This window comes from Kitasatospora sp. MAA19 (assembly GCF_029894125.1).
Lineage (GTDB): Bacteria > Actinomycetota > Actinomycetes > Streptomycetales > Streptomycetaceae > Kitasatospora.
Genome location: NZ_JARXYZ010000017.1, coordinates 20,502 through 37,311, shown reverse-complemented (window position 1 = coordinate 37,311; position 16,810 = coordinate 20,502). Strand labels below are relative to the sequence as shown.

19 protein-coding genes and 1 pseudogene are annotated in these 16,810 nt (G+C 72.2%); 12 read left to right on the top strand and 8 right to left on the bottom strand.

Going from position 1 to position 16,810, the window contains the following annotated elements:
• Positions 1-10: 10 nt before the first annotated feature.
• From P3T27_RS24465 to P3T27_RS24455, 3 genes are read right to left on the bottom strand one after another with little or no spacing between them, the layout of a single operon-like run.
• On the bottom strand, positions 11-262 hold the full coding sequence (locus tag P3T27_RS24465) for an acyl carrier protein (RefSeq protein ID WP_280681970.1): 252 nt from the start codon (positions 260-262) through the stop codon (positions 11-13).
• Positions 263-265: 3 nt separating this feature from the next.
• On the bottom strand, positions 266-1,111 hold the full coding sequence (fabD, locus tag P3T27_RS24460) for an ACP S-malonyltransferase (protein WP_280681968.1): 846 nt from the start codon (positions 1,109-1,111) through the stop codon (positions 266-268).
• 31 nt (positions 1,112-1,142) lie between these two features.
• Positions 1,143-2,096 (bottom strand): LysR family transcriptional regulator, encoded by a 954-nt coding sequence (locus tag P3T27_RS24455; RefSeq protein ID WP_280681966.1) that lies wholly within the window; start codon positions 2,094-2,096, stop codon positions 1,143-1,145.
• 178 nt (positions 2,097-2,274) lie between these two features.
• Between P3T27_RS24455 and P3T27_RS24450 the strand changes: the two genes are divergently transcribed.
• The 4 genes from P3T27_RS24450 to P3T27_RS24435 all read left to right on the top strand — a co-directional run bounded on the left by P3T27_RS24450 (position 2,275) and on the right by P3T27_RS24435 (position 5,384).
• Positions 2,275-2,595 (top strand): hypothetical protein, encoded by a 321-nt coding sequence (locus tag P3T27_RS24450; RefSeq protein WP_280681964.1) that lies wholly within the window; start codon positions 2,275-2,277, stop codon positions 2,593-2,595.
• A 376-nt stretch (positions 2,596-2,971) separates the two neighbouring features.
• Positions 2,972-3,550, top strand: coding sequence for a winged helix DNA-binding protein (locus tag P3T27_RS24445; protein ID WP_280681963.1), 579 nt, complete (start codon positions 2,972-2,974; stop codon positions 3,548-3,550).
• 197 nt (positions 3,551-3,747) lie between these two features.
• Positions 3,748-4,392 carry an HD domain-containing protein gene (locus P3T27_RS24440; RefSeq protein WP_280682147.1) on the top strand — a complete coding sequence of 215 codons (645 nt, stop codon included), beginning with the start codon at positions 3,748-3,750 and terminating at the stop codon, positions 4,390-4,392.
• Entirely contained in the window at positions 4,380-5,384 is a 1,005-nt protein-coding gene (locus P3T27_RS24435; protein WP_280681961.1) for a GlxA family transcriptional regulator, read from the top strand. The genes P3T27_RS24440 and P3T27_RS24435 overlap by 13 nt, the downstream gene beginning before the upstream one ends.
• Positions 5,385-5,436: 52 nt before the next feature.
• On the opposite strand, the pseudogene P3T27_RS24430 reads toward P3T27_RS24435, so the two are convergent.
• Positions 5,437-5,763, bottom strand: a pseudogene (locus tag P3T27_RS24430) (ECF transporter S component); the annotation flags it as partial.
• A gap of 184 nt (positions 5,764-5,947) precedes the next feature.
• Here P3T27_RS24430 and P3T27_RS24425 point away from each other — a divergent pair.
• Complete coding sequence (locus tag P3T27_RS24425; protein ID WP_280681960.1) at positions 5,948-6,289, top strand: hypothetical protein; 342 nt, start codon at positions 5,948-5,950, stop codon at positions 6,287-6,289.
• Positions 6,290-6,324: 35 nt separating this feature from the next.
• Here P3T27_RS24425 and P3T27_RS24420 read toward each other — a convergent pair whose 3' ends face one another.
• Positions 6,325-6,915: a histidine phosphatase family protein gene (locus tag P3T27_RS24420; protein WP_280681958.1), complete on the bottom strand. Its 591-nt coding sequence runs from the start codon at positions 6,913-6,915 to the stop codon at positions 6,325-6,327.
• 303 nt (positions 6,916-7,218) lie between these two features.
• On the opposite strand from P3T27_RS24420, the gene P3T27_RS24415 reads away from it, so the two are divergent.
• From P3T27_RS24415 to P3T27_RS24400, 4 genes are all read left to right on the top strand, one after another.
• Positions 7,219-7,437: a CbtB-domain containing protein gene (locus P3T27_RS24415; RefSeq protein WP_280681955.1), complete on the top strand. Its 219-nt coding sequence runs from the start codon at positions 7,219-7,221 to the stop codon at positions 7,435-7,437.
• Between the two features lie 14 nt (positions 7,438-7,451).
• Complete coding sequence (locus P3T27_RS24410; protein WP_280681953.1) at positions 7,452-8,225, top strand: CbtA family protein; 774 nt, start codon at positions 7,452-7,454, stop codon at positions 8,223-8,225.
• Between the two features lie 111 nt (positions 8,226-8,336).
• Positions 8,337-8,690, top strand: coding sequence for a metalloregulator ArsR/SmtB family transcription factor (locus P3T27_RS24405; protein ID WP_280681951.1), 354 nt, complete (start codon positions 8,337-8,339; stop codon positions 8,688-8,690).
• Between the two features lie 161 nt (positions 8,691-8,851).
• Positions 8,852-9,340 (top strand): hypothetical protein, encoded by a 489-nt coding sequence (locus tag P3T27_RS24400; protein WP_280681949.1) that lies wholly within the window; start codon positions 8,852-8,854, stop codon positions 9,338-9,340.
• Positions 9,341-9,404: 64 nt separating this feature from the next.
• Here the strand turns inward: P3T27_RS24400 and P3T27_RS24395 are convergent, their stop codons facing one another.
• From P3T27_RS24395 to P3T27_RS24385, 3 genes are all read right to left on the bottom strand, one after another.
• Complete coding sequence (locus P3T27_RS24395; RefSeq protein ID WP_280681947.1) at positions 9,405-10,868, bottom strand: divalent metal cation transporter; 1,464 nt, start codon at positions 10,866-10,868, stop codon at positions 9,405-9,407.
• Positions 10,869-11,362: 494 nt separating this feature from the next.
• A complete protein-coding gene (locus P3T27_RS24390; RefSeq protein WP_280681945.1) occupies positions 11,363-12,673 on the bottom strand; it encodes a CBS domain-containing protein in 1,311 nt (436 codons plus the stop codon).
• 254 nt (positions 12,674-12,927) lie between these two features.
• Positions 12,928-13,320 (bottom strand): hypothetical protein, encoded by a 393-nt coding sequence (locus P3T27_RS24385; protein ID WP_280681943.1) that lies wholly within the window; start codon positions 13,318-13,320, stop codon positions 12,928-12,930.
• A 349-nt stretch (positions 13,321-13,669) separates the two neighbouring features.
• Here P3T27_RS24385 and P3T27_RS24380 point away from each other — a divergent pair, with 349 nt between their 5' ends.
• From P3T27_RS24380 to blsF, 3 genes are read left to right on the top strand one after another with little or no spacing between them, the layout of a single operon-like run.
• Positions 13,670-14,872 (top strand): hydroxymethylcytosylglucuronate/cytosylglucuronate synthase, encoded by a 1,203-nt coding sequence (locus P3T27_RS24380; protein ID WP_280681941.1) that lies wholly within the window; start codon positions 13,670-13,672, stop codon positions 14,870-14,872.
• Between the two features lie 60 nt (positions 14,873-14,932).
• Positions 14,933-15,937, top strand: a complete 1,005-nt coding sequence (gene blsE / locus P3T27_RS24375; protein WP_280681939.1) for a cytosylglucuronate decarboxylase — start codon at positions 14,933-14,935, stop codon at positions 15,935-15,937.
• Positions 15,925-16,809 (top strand): CGA synthase-related protein, encoded by an 885-nt coding sequence (gene blsF / locus P3T27_RS24370; RefSeq protein WP_280681937.1) that lies wholly within the window; start codon positions 15,925-15,927, stop codon positions 16,807-16,809. Before blsE ends, blsF begins: the two co-directional genes overlap by 13 nt.
• Position 16,810: the final 1 nt, after the last annotated feature.

The following is a 16,810-nucleotide window of genomic DNA, read 5'->3' as shown; positions in this document are numbered from 1 at the left end:
ATCCGTCCTTCTAGCTCGCGGAGATCTTCTTGGTGACGAATTCGTCGATCGCGGTGAGCGAGACGAAGACGTTCAGGAGGATGTCCTCCGGACTGATCTCGACGGAGAACTCGGTCTCCAGGAACTTCATCATCCTGACGTAGCCGAACGAGTCGATGACACCGGCCTTGAAGAGATCGGTGTCCGGGGTGATCACGTCGTCGAACTCGAAGAGGAACCGGTCCTCCAGGTACTTCCTGATCGTTTCCGTCGTCGTTGCCATCGGTCACACTCCAGCCCTGATCTTGAACACCATGTTGGTGAGGGAAAGGCCCCCGATTTCGGCGAATTCCATCCCGTCGTCGCCGTCGAGCAGCATCCGGACGCTGTCGGTCCAGCGCACCGGGGACACCAGTTGTTCGGTGAGCATGCGTACCGCCTGCCCCGGTTCGTAGGGCCGGCCCGTGACGTTGGAAACCACGGGGATGGCGGGTTCGGCGAAACTGAATCCCGTCAGGAATTCGGCGAACCGCACCCGGGCCGGCTCCATGTACCGGGAGTGGAACGGCGCACTCACCTTGAGTTGTACGAAGCGGATCTCCCGGCGTTTCAGGCACTCGTGCGCCGCGGCCAGGACGGGCGGGGTGCCCGCGATGACGATCTGTGAGCCGGTGTTGAGGCCGGCGAGGTCGACGCCGTCGACGCCGTCCTCCGCCATGAGCTTCAGCAGCTGGTCCGCCGGGGTGTTCATCACCGCGGTCATGCCGCCCGCGGAGGCCGCCGCCATCAGTTCACCGCGCTTGGCGACCAGCCGCAGGCCCGTCTCGAAGTCGAACACGCCCGCCGCGAGCAGGGCGTTGTACTCGCCCAGGCTGTGCCCCAGCAGGAAGTCCGCCCTACGGTCCTCGCCGTGCACCCGCTCGAAATACCGCAGTGCATTGACGACGTAGAGCGCCGGCTGGGTGTACTCGGTACGGGCCAGCAATCCGTCCGGGTCTTCCGTACACAGGGAGACCAGGTCGTATCCCAGCACGTCCGAGGCGAATTGCACAAGGCCCGGATAACGGCCGAAAACCTCCTCCCCCATCCCCTTTTCCTGACTTCCCTGACCAGCAAAGATGACCGCCAGCACGACACTCCTCCCACGTGCGCCTACCTGCTGTTCACCCTGCGCCTACCTGCTGACCTGCAATGACCTGCGCCCGCCGCGCCCCGGCCGAAACCGCCGACGCGAGCACGTCCACGAAGGCCCTGCCGCGGCTGGTCATGGCCAGGTCGGGCATCATGGCCACCCCCAGGGACGAGGGAGGGAGGTCGTCGGCGAGGTCGACCGCACGGACCCTTCCGCCGTCCAACGTCCGCGCGTGCGAAGCGCGTTGATACATCAGCGCGAACCCGGAACCGGCGGCCACCAGGCCGCGCATCGTCTCAAGGCTCGTCGTCGCCACCACCCGTGGCATGCGGACGCCCGCACGGGCGAACATCCGCTCGACGTGGCGGAGCACGCTCGGGGTGTTCAAGGTGACGAGCGGCCGGGTGGCCAACTCGCCCAGACCGAGCGAGCCGGCCATCCCCATCGGGTCGTCGTCCGCCACCAGCGCGTGAACCGTCAGGTCGGCCAGCGGATGGAACCTGGCGTCGCCCGACAGGAAGTCATAGGTGACGGCCAGTTCGCACCGGCCGTCCCGCAGAAACTCCAGCAGCCGGTCGGCGGACGCCTCGTGGACGTTCAACTGCAGTGCCCCGTACCGCTCTTCGGCCATCCGACAGACCTGCGGCAGCAGGAACGGGGCGATCGGGAAGAAGAACCCGACGTCGAGCTGGCCGGCGGTCTCGCCCGCCAGGGCATCGCCCTGGGCCTTGAGACTCCTGGCCTGCCCCAACAACGCCCGCGCCTCCCGCAGGAGGTGGCGACCGCTCGGCGTCAGGGAGACCCCGCGGGCATGGTGACGGAGAAGCAGCTGAACACCGAGCTGACGTTCCAACCGCATGATCGCCGACGAGACCGTCGACTGCGACGCGCATAACTGCTCCGCCGCCTCCGATATGTTGCCGATCTCGGCGGACACGACGAAGTACCGTAATTGTGTGAGGCTGAATCCCAAGCGATCGGTCATGGTGCACGGAAACCTTTTCCCGGAGTCTGACCATTCGGTTTTCACGGTCGGCCGTGGCGCGCCACGGGAATGCGCCCGGCATTCGGTGACGAACCGCTGGTGAATCGGCGCGCCACGGTCCAGCGCGCCACGGTCCGGCGCGCCGGGGCACGGGTGCCCGCTATCGATACGGAGTCCGGTGACGGCCGGTGACGGTCGCCTCGACCAGCCCGGCAGCACGGGGCGCAGCGCCCCGGCGCGAGCGGACCACGATCCGCGGCGCGTCGGCCGGTTCTCCCCCGCAGCCGCCACGCGCCGACGATCCGTCACCAACGGTGCCGTGCACCGGGCTTACCGCCGACCCTGCCCCCGCAACGACTTCGGGGCCGGCGCGACGAACGGCGAATCCGACGAGGCCGGTTTCCCGGCGTTCGAGGCGTTCGACGCGTTCGAGTACTTCGACGAAGTCAAAGTCGAGCGCTGCTTCGTCTCTTCAGGAAAGCCACCTGCGCGCAGGTAGACACAAAGCGTTTCCGGTCCACTATTATCTGCCGGAGATGCCCCAGTCCCGGAACAGTTCCAGGCGACGGGGCGACGGGGGCGTGTGCGATGACCATGATGACACTTTTCCTCAGCTCCGGTCACAGACGAGAAGCCATCGGGCGGGATGTCGCGGTCCACGTTCACTTGACGCGAGCAGATCAAGTACATCAAAAGCCAGAAGCGGACAAGCCTCCGAAGAGCCTGCCCTGATCGCCCAGCTCGGAGCCGGGCACGTGTCATACGGTAACCGATAGGTTACCGGTTAACAAGTTGGAGCAAGTGCACGAATGGATCAAGCGCCGGCGGTATGGCAACTGTGGGTACAGAGCCGTCCTGACCTCGACTTGTCGTCGATGGAGATCCTCGGCGGCCTCAAGCACGCACACGCGATGCTGGAGTTCCTCCTTGAACCGGTGTTCGAAGCGGCGGCGGTCAGCTCGTCCGAGTTCGACGTGCTGTACCACCTCCGCCACTCGGCCGAGCCGACGATCGCACGCCGCCTCGCCGCCTCGATGGGCCGCTCGCCGGCCGCACTGAGCAAGGCGCTCGCGAAGCTGGAACGGCGCGACCTCGTGGTCCGGACGGTCAACCCCGCGGACCGGCGCGCCGTCCTGGTCTCCATCACCGACGCGGGCGCGGCCGCCGTCGACGACGTCATGCCCAAGCGCCTGGCGATCGAGCAACAGGTCCTCGGGGCACTCGGCGACGAACAGAGCGCACAGGTACGCATCGCCCTGCGGCGGCTCGCCGAAGCGGTCGAAACCCAGGCCCTGCGCGGCCGGACCACCGAATCGGAGCCCTCCACCACCACCTTGGCCTACTCCCCGCCGCGCTCCCCCGCGCGCGACTCGCCGTCGAGGCCCCCGAGAGCCCCCCGCCGCCAGCTCGCCAACGCCAAATCCCCGCGCAGCGGCCACCCCACGGAGCTGTGACCGTCGGTGGACGACACCTCCGCCGTGCGCCCCGGTGCCGGTGGGTACCGGGGCGGTCGCGTCGCCGGCCGGCCAGGATTCGGGAGGTCCGTATCTGTGGGCTACCCGGCCGCATGGCCATGGCGCGGGCATCCGGCGGGTCGGAGACTGGGGTCGTCGCCGGAAGGGCCGGCGGACGGAAGGACCAGGTGATGACCATGACGAGCGACTCCTCCGCAGCCGGGGTGCGGGTGCCGGACTCGAAGCTGTCGCGGGAGGCGACCGAGCTCGTCCGGGACACCGTGAGCGACCTGATCTACGACCACTCGCGGCGGGTGTACTTCTTCGGCGCCCTCCAGGGGCGCAACCGGGATCTGGGCTTCGACGCCGAGCTGCTCTACATCGCGGCCATGTTCCACGACCTGGGACTGGGCGAGCCCTTCCGGCGCAGCGGACGGCGCTTCGAGGTGGACAGCGCCGATGAGGCCCGCCGCTTCCTGCGGGCGCGCCAGGTGCCGGAGGACAGCATCCGCCGGGTGTGGACGGCCATCGCCCTGCACACCACCCCGGGCATCCCCGAGTTCATGGAGCCCGAGGTGGCGCTGGTGACGGCGGGCGTGGAGTACGACGTCCTGGGCATCGGCTACCACGACATCACCGAGGGCGACCGCGCCGCGATCGTCGCCCTGCACCCGCGCCCCGACTTCAAACAGCGCATCCTCCAGGCGTTCACCGAGGGGGTCCGGCCCAGGCCGGAGACCACGTTCGGCAACGTCAAGGCCGATGTGCTCGCCCACTACGTGCCCGGCTTCGAGCGCGGGGACTTCGTCCGCACCATCCTGGACTCCCCGTGGGCCGAGTGACCCCACGGCGGCGAGCGGACCACGTGGTCGCGGTGGCGGCCTTCGACGGCGTGCAGTTGCTGGACGTCACCGGCCCGGCCGAGGTCTTCACCACGGCCAACCTCTTCGGCGCCCGCTACCAGGTCCGGACCGTCTCCCCGACCGGCGCGCAGGTGCGCACCTCCTCGGGCGTGCGGATCGGCGTGGACGGCGCACTGGACAGTCTGCCGGCGCGGCTGGACACCATGGTCGTGCCCGGCCGGCGGGACTGGCAGCGGGCCGTCGCCGACCCGGAGCTGACGGCCCTGGTCACCGGGCTTGTCCAGCGCTCGCGCCGCATCACCTCCGTGTGTGCCGGAGCCTTCGTGCTGGCCCAGGCCGGAGTGCTCGACGGGCGGCGGGCCACCACGCACTGGCGCCTCGCCGGGCGGCTCGCGGCCGCCTACCCCCGGGTGCGGGTCGAGGCGGACCCGGTGTTCGTCAAGGACGGACCCGTCGTCACCTCCGCCGGCGTCACCGCGGGCATCGATCTGGCCCTGTCCCTGGTCGAGGACGACCACGGCGCCGACCTGGCGCGGGAGGTCGCCCGCGAACTGGTCGTCTTCCTGGCCCGCCCCGGCGGACAGTCCCAGTTCAGCGCCCGTCTGACCCCCCGGACGGCCAAGCACGCGGTACTGCGGCAGGTGATGGACGCCGTCGTGGCAGACCCGGCCGCGCCGCACAGCATGGAGTCCCTGGCCCGTGACGTCGGTATCAGCGCCCGCCACCTGGGCCGGCTCTTCCGCAGCGAGACGGGGCTGACGCCCGGCCAGTACCTCGAATCCGTCCGGCTGGAGAGCGCCCAGGTGCTCCTCGAAACGGGCGACGACCCCGTCGAGACGGTGGCCGGGCAGTGCGGCTTCGGCTCGGCGGAAACCATGCGCCGCATCTTCCAGCACACCCTGGGCATCGCCCCCACCACCTACCGGGCACGCTTCCGCACCACCGCGGCGGCCTGCGGACGTGCACGGTGATGCCGAGGCCTAAGCCTTTCGACATCAGGAGGGCGCGATCAGGAGGGCGAGATCAGGAGGGCGCGGTTCCCGCCCCGGCCGGGGCAGCGGGCCCGCTCGGGAGCTCGAAGCGCACGGTCGGCTCGAAGTTGGCGCGTCGGGCCGCGCGGCGGAACACGGTGCGGACCGCCGGGCCGACGACGAGGACGGCGACGAAGGCGGTGGCGGCGCGGCCGGTGTCCCAGCCGAGCGAGGTGGCCAGGTCGAAGAGCAGGTAGCGGTGCCACTGCTCGGTGAAGGGCAGCCCGGGCAGGTAGGCGATCGAGCTGTTCGGGTCGGTCGAGAACGGCCAGAACGAGAGGTTCAGCAGGAAGCCGAACAGGTAGCCGGAGAAGGCTCCCTGCGCCCGGACCGCACGTTCCCTGATCACGGATGGTCACCCCGGAGGAAGTCCCTCCCGCCGACGGGGAGTTGCCGCTCCACTCCAAGCCCTGCCGAGGGTGACCAGGGCCTGGACGAGGGAGGAGCAGGACGGCACGGGGCGCTTTCCGCCCCGGTACGCAGAGCAAGGGGGATGGGTTCCGATGCGTGCTTCCAGGTGGGCGGCAGGCTGCTACGTGGCCCTGATCGGGGTGATGGCCGGGTCGGGCGGGCTGACCCGGAGCGGCCGCTTCTACCTCGCGGGGATCGTGCTGCCCATTCCCGCCGGGCTCGTCGCGCTGGTGTCCGTGTACGTCGTGCGCGGGCTGTCGACCGGCATCGGCGGGCTGTTCACCGAGACGAGACTGCCGGACGGTGGCGCCCCCGCATGGCTGACCACCACGGGAACGGTGCTCGACACCGCGCTGTTCACGGCCGCTGCGGTCGCCACGATGCTGCTGGCCGAGCGCTTCGTCCGACGCCGCCGGGCGTCCCGCACCACCTGAGCGGCGATCACGAGACGGCCGTCACGAGCCGACGGTCACGAGCCCCGGACCGACCCGCCCTGCACCAGGTCCCACCCGCAGCGCAGGTTCCACCGCCCCGCGCGGCCGGACAGCTCGGTGACCGACAACGGCCGCACGTCGAACCGCCAGAAGGCCGCCGGAGGCAGACCGAGGCCGTGCACCACCGCGGCCCGGACGACCGCCGGCTCCGCCACGGCCACCACCCGGCCGGGGAGTTCGGCCAGCCCGTCCAGCCAGCCGCCCACCCGGGCGCCCAGGGCCGTGACCGACTCGCCGCCGTGCGGCGCCGCCGCCGGGTCCGTCAGCCAGGCGGACACCGCGGCCGGGTCGCCCGCGGCGACCTCGTCGAGACTGCGGCCGCGCCACGCCCCGACGTCCAGGTCGGCCAACTGCTGCGCCGGCTCGGCCCCGAGGCCGAGCTCCTCGGCCGTCCGACGGCAGCGCACGGAGGGCGAGGTGAGGGTGCGGGACGCCGACGGCAGCGTGCCGGCCGCCGCGCGGGCGGCCGCCAGCGCCGCCTCGTCCGCCGGTCCGTCGCCGCCGAAGCGGGCCGCGCGCAGTTCGGACCCGATCGCTGGTGCGACGAAGATCACGCGTACGGTCACCCGTCCTCCTCCCCGAGCCCGAAACCAGGCCCCGCGCGCATACGTACGAGGGTCTGCGCGCCCTTCTGTGCCGGTCACACGTTTGTGAGCCCCTGCCAGGCCCCTTGGCCGGGCAGTCCCGACACGGTACCGTCCCTGCGACAACTCAAGACGACGGTACGCGGAAGCCCGGTGAGAACCCGGCACGGTCGCGCCACTGTGAACCCGGAGCAGCGATCCCCATCGCGGCCCGGAAAGTCAGACCCGCCTCCGTCGTCCGTGCTCCACCGAACGGGACGCGTGTTCCCCAGAAGGAGGTCGGCCATGGCTCACCCCATAGCCCCCACTGCCCCCGCCGCACCGGCGATCACCCCCATCTCCGTCAAGGCGATCCTGCCCTGGGCCGTGTTCTTCGGCATCCTGCTGATGGCCCTCATCTACTTCGTCGGCGCCGAGCAGGGCGCCACCTCCCTCATCTCCGGCGAGGACGTGCACGAGTGGGTGCACGACGGTCGCCACCTGCTCGGCTTCCCCTGCCACTGACCAGGGGCCGACACGTGAACTCCGCAACCGTCAGATCCCTGCTCGTCCGCGGCATGCTGGCCGGCCTCGGCGCCGGCCTGCTCGCCCTGATCGTCGCCTACCTGCTCGGTGAACCCCGGGTGGACGCCGCGATCGCCTACGAGGACGCCCACACCGCCGAGCACGGCATGGAGATCGTCAGCCGCTCCCTGCAGTCCACCGCCGGCCTGGCCACCGGCGTGCTCGTCTACGGCGTCTCGCTCGGCGGCATCGCCGCCCTCGCCTACTGCTTCGCCCTCGGCCGCGTCGGCCGCTTCTCCCCGCGCGCCACGGCGCTCCTGCTGTCCGGCGTCGCACTGCTCGCGGTCTACGTGGTGCCGTTCCTCAAGTACCCGGCCAACCCGCCGTCGGTGGGCGACCCGGAGACCATCGGCAAGCGCACCACGCTGTACTTCCTGATGATGGCGCTCAGCGTGCTGCTGGCGATCGCCTCGGTGATCGTCGGCAAGCGGCTCGCACCGCGCCTGGGCACGTGGTACGCCACCGTCGTCGCCATCCTCGGCTTCGGCGTGGCCATCGGCCTCGCCTACACCTTCCTGCCCGCCGTCAACGAGGTGCCCGAGGACTTCTCGGCCACCCTGCTCTGGCAGTTCCGCCTCGCGGCGCTCGCCATCCAACTCACCCTCTGGGCCTCCTTCGGCCTGCTGTTCGGCCACCTCGCCGAACGCCTCCTCGCCCCGAAGCCGGAGCCCGCCGCGGCGGCGACCGGCCGGGGCACCGCACCGGAGGCGGCCGCGTCGGTGCACTGAGCACCGGAGGACACCCACGTCACCGTGCCGAAAGGCCGGCAGGGGCGACGGGTGTCGCCCCTGCCGGCCTTTCGGCACGGGTCGACACCCGAGGAGAACGAGGACAGCGCATTGGGCACCAACACCCAGCCGCCGGCCGGGCGGCGCCCCATCGATGAACCGGCCGTACGGACCGCCCGCGGAGCCGTCGCCGACCGGGGGGCGGTGCAGGCCATGGCGGCCCGGTACGCGCTGCTCGCCGATCCCGGGCGGCTCGCCCTGCTGCTGGCCATCCGCCGCGCCGGGCCGATCTGCGTCACGGACCTCGCCCTCGCGACCGGCATCCGCGACACCACGGTCTCCCAGGCCCTGCGCCTGCTCCGGGCGACCGGGACCGTCTCAGCGGCCCGACACGGGCGAACCGTCCGCTACCAGTTGGACGACCCCGCCGTCGCCCGACTCCTGGACCGGGCCGCCGACGCCTGACCGGTCGGCCCGAGCGGGGCCGACCGGCACGTCCGGGTGGCGGCCGGCCGTCGTGACCGGTGCGATGCCGGCACCGCCACCGGCCTGTGGCGGCGGCCCGGACCGGAGCCATGATGGTGGTGGGAGAGGGCCATGATGGTGGTGGGAGAGGAGGCTCTCCGATGATGCGGACCTGGTTCCACCCGCGCACGGGTGAGGGGGCGGCGCTGCTCGGCGTTCTCACCTTCCTGCTGCTGGAAGTGATCGTGCTGAGCGCGCTCCCGCTGCGGGACCGGTTGGTGACCGGCGGTGTGTTCGCCGGTGCGGCGGTCGCGGCCTTCGTCCTGGTGGCGGTCCTGTTGCGCGGCCATCGGGCCGCTCGCCCCGGTACGGACCGGCCCTCCCCGAGCCCTTCGGAGGGGGACTGGTTCAGCCCCGACACCCTGGAGGGGTTCCCGACGGAGGCCGTTCGCCCGTTGCTGCACGGTCCGGACGCGCCGAGCCCCGATACGCTCTCCACCGCGTGGATCCTCGCCACCCACGGGCGCGACGCGGCCTGGATCGCCCACCACGTGGACCTGCCCGTCGGGACGGCCCACCTCCTGGTCGACGCCGCCCGACGGCGCGAAGCCGGCGCCGTCCACGCGCAGGACCCGCCGGGTCGGGGATGATCCCCTGTCGCACGCGGGCGCGACCGTGGCACTACCGCCGGTCCGCCGGTCCTTCGGTCCTCGGTCAGCCGCCGCCGAGGCGGATGGCCTTGACCAGGAGCAGGACGGCGCTGAGCACCAGGTACCCGCGCAGCGCCAGCATGCCGAGGCGCACCCCCGGTGACCATCGGACGGGCTTGAGCAGGGCCAACGGCGGCATGCGCCAGGCCAGCTTGTCCACGGCGGGAATCGCGGGTGGCGGCTTTCCCGGGGCGCCCGCGCGGCTGCGGGCGATGCGCAGGCCGACGGCGGACACGGCCAGTCCCACGACGAGGGCGATGGCGAGCCCGCCGGCGAGCGCTTCGACGTCGACGGCGGGGAACAGGGTGGTCACCATCAGGGTGCCGGACAGCATCAGCAGGACGGAGATGATGAGGGTGGCGACGAGGTTGAGCCAGCGGGGGTTGACCCAGGGGCCGAGGACCTCGGGATCGTTGCAGAGCAGCAGCAGGAAGACGCTGGCGGAGGGGAGGAGCAGGCCGGCGAGGGCCTGGACGGCCTCGGTGATCACGCCGAGCGGTGCGCCGGGGATCAGGACGATGGCGGCGGCGAGCAGCACCATCAGGCTGTAGGAGGCGTAGAACTGCTTGGCTTCGCCGAAGCCCCGGTGGAGGGAGTGGCGCAGGTTGAACACGTCCCCGAAGGCGTAGCTGGTCGCGAGTGTGACGGCCGCGGCGCCGATGATGCTGGCGTCCATCAGGATGACGGCGAACATCACGGCCAGGGCGCGGCTGTGCTGGGCGAGGGCGTGGGCGACGCCGGCGGCGTCTGTGAAGGCGCCCGCGAAGGGAGTGCCGCGGGCGGCGTAGTCGGCGATCATCACCAGGGCCGCCGCGCCGACGACGACCACGAGCGAGCCGATCACGGTGTCGGCGCGCTCGTAGCCGATGAAGCGCGGGGTGATCCGCTTGTCGATGACGTTGGACTGCTGGAAGAACAACTGCCAGGGGGCCACCGTGGTGCCGACGAGCGCGATGATCAGCAGAACGGCGTCGCCGCTGATGCCGCCCTGGATGCCGGGAACCACGAAGTCGTGTGCGGCACGGCCCCATTGGGGCTCCGCCAGCAAGGTGAGCGGGACCAGCAGGAGGCTCACCGCGATGAGCGCGAACATGGCGCGTTCCCAGCGACGGAAGGAGCCGCTGGTGGTGACGGCGATCAGCAGCAGGGCGGCGAGCGGCACGACCAGGTACCTGGAGGCGCCGAGGTAGTCGGCGGCCAGGGAGATGCCGATGAACTCCGTCACGATGGTCAGGAAGTTGAGGACGAACAGGTCGCCGACGCTGAACCAGCCCCAGAACCGGCCGAAGCGCTCGGTGATCAGCCGGGCGTGGCCGACGCCGGTGACCGCGCCGAGGCGGACGACCATCTCCTGGTTGACGACCAGCACTGGGATGAGCAGGAGAAGGACCCACAGCAGGGAGTAGCCGTAGTTCTGGCCGGCCTGGGCGTAGGTGGCGATGCCGCCGGCGTCGTTGTCGCCGACCATCACGATGATGCCGGGCCCGATGATCGCCAGCAGGGTGAGCAGGCGGGTCTTGAGGCCGGGGCGTTCCTCCGGGCGCTCGCGGGGGATGCGACCGAAGGCGCCTTCGATGTCGCCGAGGTGGGCTTCGTCGAGGACGGCGCCGGGCCTCGGGGCCGGGGCGGGCCTCGCCCCGGGTCTCGCTGCGGGTCTTGCCCCGGGTCTCGCTGCGGGCCTCGCTGCCCGCCTCGCTTCGGGCCGGGGGCTGGCCGGGGCCGGTCCGGGTGCGGGCTTGGCGGGGACGGGCTTGGCGGGGACGGGCTTGGCGGGGACGGGCTTGGAGCGGGGTGCGGCCGCGGGTTCGGGAGACGACGCGGGCTGAGGTCCGGCGGCGGGCCGCCCTGCGGACGGTCTGGCCGGGTGGCCCTCGTCCTTCGGGCGATCGGGCCTTCCGGGCCGGCCGGGTTGCCCCGACCGCCCGGGCTGCCCCGGTTGCTCAGGCGGATCCTGAGCGCCGGTCACGCGCCCTGGTCCGTTCTGTCGTACGGCGGGCCGTCCGCCTGGCCGTGTTCCGCGCGGCGGGTCGGGTGCGGGGCGGGCTCGCGTCGACGCCAGTCCTCAGGGATAACGGTCTCCAGGATGTCGTCGACCGTGATGACGCCGAGGACGCGCTCCTGCTCGTCCACGACCGGCACGGTCAACAGGTTGTAGTCGGTCATCAGCAGGGCGACGTCCTCGACATCGGTGTCCGGCAGCACCCGGACCGGCTGGGTGACCATGACCTGCCGCACCGCCGCGCCCGGATCCGCCTGCAGCAGCGCGACCAGCGTGGCGGTGCCGATCAGCCGCCGCTCCTGCCCGACGGCCTCGACCAGATAGACGCTGGTCAGCGCCTCGGGCTGAAGAGCGCGTGCACCGCGCACGAGATCCAGCGCCTGTGCGACGGTGGAGTCCACCGGGGCGGCGAGGACGTCCAGCGCCATCAGCCCGCCGGCGCTGGCCGGGTTGAACCCCAGCAGGGTCAGGACCTTGGTGCGCTGTCCGGCGGGCAACGCGTCCAGGACCGGTTGGCGGCGGCGCTGCGGCAGGTCGTTGATCGCGTCGGCGGCGTCGTCCGCACGCATCCGGGCGAGCACGGCGGCGATCCCGGCGTCGTCCTTCTCCGCCAGCAGACGGGTCTGCGAGTCGGGCTCCAGTTCCTCGAAGACGTCCGCCTCCAGCTCCGGGTCCGCATGGACCGTCGCCAGGATCTCGTGGGACTCCCCTCGGTCGGCGTTCTCCAGGAGGTCCGCGAGGTCGGCCGGCTTGAGGCGGCCCAGTCGGCCGAACGGGCGCCGTACGCGGGCCGATTGGGAATGGCCGATGAGCGGCTCGAAGGACCTCCAGTCCCGCCACCGCGGTTCCGCCGTCGCGCCCAGTCCGAACAGCCGGGGGCGGTGCGACTGCGTGCCCAGCCGATCGACCACCCAGCCGTCGGGCCGCTCACGGAGTTCGATGTCCTGGGCCCGGACCAGTTCGACGTCGGCCACGTCGACCACCCGATGCCCCAGGACGTCCGCGCGCAGCAGCACCTCGCCCTCGCGACGCTCGAAGGGGCGCAGATCCACGACCTCGCTGGCGAGTCCGATCCGATCCGCGTCGAAGGAGGCGACCTGTTCGACGGGCAGGAACACCTGGTGCTTCCCGATCAGCACCACCAGCCCCGTGACCAGCGGATAGTCCCGCCCGCGCAGCCGGACGATGACATCGGAGAGCCGACCTACCACCGCGCCGCCACGCCCCACCAGCGGGCGGCGCAACAGCCGGGACAACCACAGGGCACGGTCCACGGCACGAAAGCTAGCCGAGCGCGTGCCCGGCGCGACCCCGTATCCCCCGGTCGCGCGCCCGGAACACCTGAAGGGACCAGCCCGGGGCGGGCACCGTCGTGGGCCGATCCTGGGCATCCGCCATCGGACCGTCGACGACCCACCACCGCCGCGCGGGGCACCAGCGGCACCGCACCTGATGCTCCGTGAGTTCCACGACGCGCCCGCGCTGTCAACCCGGGTGTACAGCGCGGGCGCCGCACGGCTTCGTCAGCTCATGGGCACTGGGGGATGTACGGATCGCGATTCACCGAGTGGGCGTTGCCGTCCGCGTACCCCGCGAAGATGTAGCCCGACCAGTACTGCCAGTCGTGGCTGCCCGAGGGAAGTTCGGCGTAGACCTGGTACCAGGTGTCGCCCAGGTTGTCGATGCCCTGTCCGACGGTCCAGCACACGGCCATGACGTAACCGCCCGGTGAGAAGTCCGGGGCTCCGCCGACCTTGCCGTTCCAGGTGTTGGGGCTGTTGTAGATGCCCACCGAGTGGCTCGTGTTCAAGTAGACGGCGTCGGTCGCGGATGCGCTGCCCGACGCCAGCCCCATTCCCACCGCGGTCAGTGCGGCCACCGTCGCGAGCGAGGCGGCTCGGCGCCCCCATGCGAGCTTCATTTCTCCCCCTTTGATGGAAAACAATCCGGCGAGACGAAGCTACGCCGGGGCGGGTCGGGTGGGAAGAGGGCGCCGGGGCGGACCGCGTGGCGTCGACGCCACGGTGAGACCGGCGGTGCCAGTGGCAGGGTCCTGGCGCAAGCCGTCGGGGATCTCGGCCCTCTGCCCGACGGGCGTGCGGCGGGACGAGTGTCAACGCAGCGTTCACGGCGTTCACCTGGGAGGGTGGTCCGCCATGCGTGTCCGTCGGTACGCCAACCGTCCGCTCCCCCGCGCTGCTACGAAGGTGCCCGACTGCTCCGATCGGGGCGGGTGTGCGCGGGGCTGATGCGGGGCGAGGCAGGAGCGGATGAAGGCAGACGACGAGGTCCGGACCGTAGCCGTTGCCGGGGTGGACTTCGGTTGGGGCAGCTCCGGGAAGATCAGCGCGGTGCTGTCGGCGCTGCACGGGCGCCGCGACCCGGGGTTGAGGTTCGTCGGGCTGGCGTCGGGGCTGGGGCGGCCGGTGCTGGCCGGGCAGCCGGTGGAGCGCTGGTTCGACCTGCCGGACGGGGAGTTGGCGGCGGCGGTCGCCGAGGTCGTCCGGGCGGAGCGGGTACGGGCGGCGCTGGTGGTGCTGGACGGACGGCTCGCGAAGGCGCTCGGCTCCTGCGGGGTGCCGGTGGTGTTCGTCGACAGCCTGCCGTTCCTCTGGACGGACGGTGACCGCGACGATCTGCCGCTGGACGCCGACGTGTACTGCGCCCAGCGGTGCGTCGAGCTGCCGCCGGAGTGCGCCGGGGTGCTGGCGGACGTCCGCCGCCTGCGGTGGGTGGACGCGGTGATCGCGACCGGGACGGCCGCCGCGCGGCCCGCGTCGGCGCGTCCGCCCCGGCGGGCGCTGGTGAACCTGGGCGGGCTGCGGGCACCGCAACTCGCCGACTGGTCGGGCTATCCGCGGATCGTGCTGCCCGCCGCGCTGGAGGCCCTGGCCGCGTACGGGGTCGGCGAGGTGCACGTCGCGGGCAACCTGCCGGCCCGGCTGGCCGGGCAGCTGGTGGACTCGTGTCCGGCGCCCGTCACGACGACGGTCGGCGCGCTCGCGCACGACGAGTTCCTCGACCGGCTCGGCGCGTGCGATGTGCTGCTCACCTCCCCCGGGCTGACCACGCTACTGGAGGCGGGCCGGCTCGGGGTACCGACGGTCTGCCTGCCGCCGCAGAACCTCAGTCAGATCTTCAACGGCCGCTTCCACAGCAGGGCGCTGGGCACCGATGTCCGCGTCGCCTGGCCCAAGGCCGTCTTCGCCGAGGACGACGCGCTGGCGCTGCGCTCCGAGGGCGAGGGCCGTGCGCTCGACGTGATCTACGGCGGGATCGCCCGCGCCGCCGAGCAGAGCCGGCGCGAGACGACAACCGCCGTGCGGCAGGACGTCCTTGCGGTGCTGGGCCGCCTGGAGACGGAACCCGGCGTCGACTGGGGCGCATTGACCACCGCGGTCGGCACCGGGGGTGCGGCGCAGGTCGCCGACGTCCTGGTCGAACTCCTGGGGGCCGCCGGCCCCGTCCACTGATCCGCCCCCTCGAACCACCAGCCACGAGCCCACGAACCACGAGCCACGAAACGGTCCCGGGTGTCCTCCACAACGCGTACGCGCTCTCGCTACCTGTTCATCCGCATCCTCGAAGCCTGCAACGCCGACTGCTTCATGTGTGACTTCGCGCTCTCCCGCGACACCTTCCGCTTCCCCCTCGCCGACTTCGCCGAGCTGCTGCCGAAGGCCCGCGCCGCCGGGGTCGACTACGTTCGGTTCACCGGCGGCGAGCCGCTGATGCACCCGGACGTCGTGGAGCTGGTGCGGGCCGGCACGGCGGCCGGCATGAAGATGTCGATCATCACCAACGGCTCCCTGCTGCCCAAGCTCGCACCGGAGTTGGCCGCGGCCGGGCTGGCCCAGGTGATCGTCAGCCTGGACGGCGCCTCGGCGGCCACCCACGACACCTACCGGCGCTCGCCCGGCATGTTCGACGGCGGCCTTCGCGGGCTGCGGCTCGCCGCGGAACTCGGCGTGCTGCCCCGCGTCAACACCGTCGTCGGACCGCACAACTACACCGAAATGCCGGAACTCCAGCAGGTGTTGACCGAGGCCGGGGTCCGCCAGTGGGAGCTGTCGGCGCTCAAGCTGGACCGGACGATCCGCTACCCGGACCCGGACCACGTGCGCGCGGTGTGCGATCCGCTCTACGCGGCCGACCCGGACGCCCTGCTGGTCCCGATGGGCAAGCGCTTCTACGGGGACACGCCCGAGGAGCAGGCCCGCTACTTCGAGGACTCCACCCCGCCCCGGGCCTCGCTGCCGCTCTGCCACGTCGCGGACGACGTGATCTACATCGACGGCAAGGGCGGCCGGATGCACGCCTGCAGCTGCATCCCGCACCGTGAGGGCACCGGCGGCGGGCCCGGCGGGGCGCCGGTGCGCGAGGGCGGGGTGCTGCTGCTGGACACGCCCGCGTTCCGGGAGCACGCGGACTACTTCCGAGAGCGCGGCCCGCAGCTGTGCAACGGCTGCTCGACCACGGCGGCCGGCTACAGCGACGACGTCGCCCGGCTCGGGTCGGTGGCCCCGTGGCGGTACTGACCCCCGATGCTGGGCGGCAGCCGGCGGTGCTGCTCGCCTGCCGGGACGAGCAGTTGGACTCTCTGCTGGCGCTGCGCCGGGTGACCGCCCACCTCGGCGACCTGCCCCGGGCCGTCCTCGCCTCCCACGAGCCGCTGCCGCGCGCGGCGCTCGTCTGCGACGAGGAGGCCACCACCGCGCGCCTCACCGCGCTGGGCGTCCCGGTGCTGCACCTGGCCTCCGCGCCGGCGGCCGCCCCCGCGCCCACCGAGCGGCTGCTGCACCGCGCACACTGGCCCGGTTGGCTGGAACACCCGGGCGGCCTACGGCCCACCGGGCTGCTCGCACCGGCCCGACTGGCCCGCCGCCGCAACCGCCGGGGGACGCTGCTGCTGCTCTCGCTCTGGCAGGTGCCGCACCCGGCGGCCGAGGCCTTCACCGGCGATCAACTCCTCTTCCTCGCACGGGAGTCCGTCCGCCGCACCGGGGCCTGCCAGCTGGTCTGCGACACCGGGCTCGACCAGGTCCGGGCGGCCGTCTCGCACCTGCCGGGCGTGACCGTCGGCCGCGCGGCCGAGGTGGACGTGGACGCGCTGCACGCCGGCGCCGAACTGCTGCTCGCCTCACCGACCCTGGCCGCCGTCGCGCTCGCCCAGGCCCGCCGGGCCCCGCTGGTCTTCCTCCCCGCGCTCGGCGCCGCCCAACACGACCTGGCCGAGCGGATCACCCGGCACGTCCCGGTGCCGTCGGCGGCCGACCCCGCCGACCCGGCCGTCTGGCAGCCGCCGGGGGCGAACGCGCAGTGGGGCGCGATCGGCCCGGAGCTCGACGACCTGCGCGGCGCGCAGGGCGTCGCCCGGGCCGTCCGTCAACTGCTGCTCGCGCCGCTGTAGC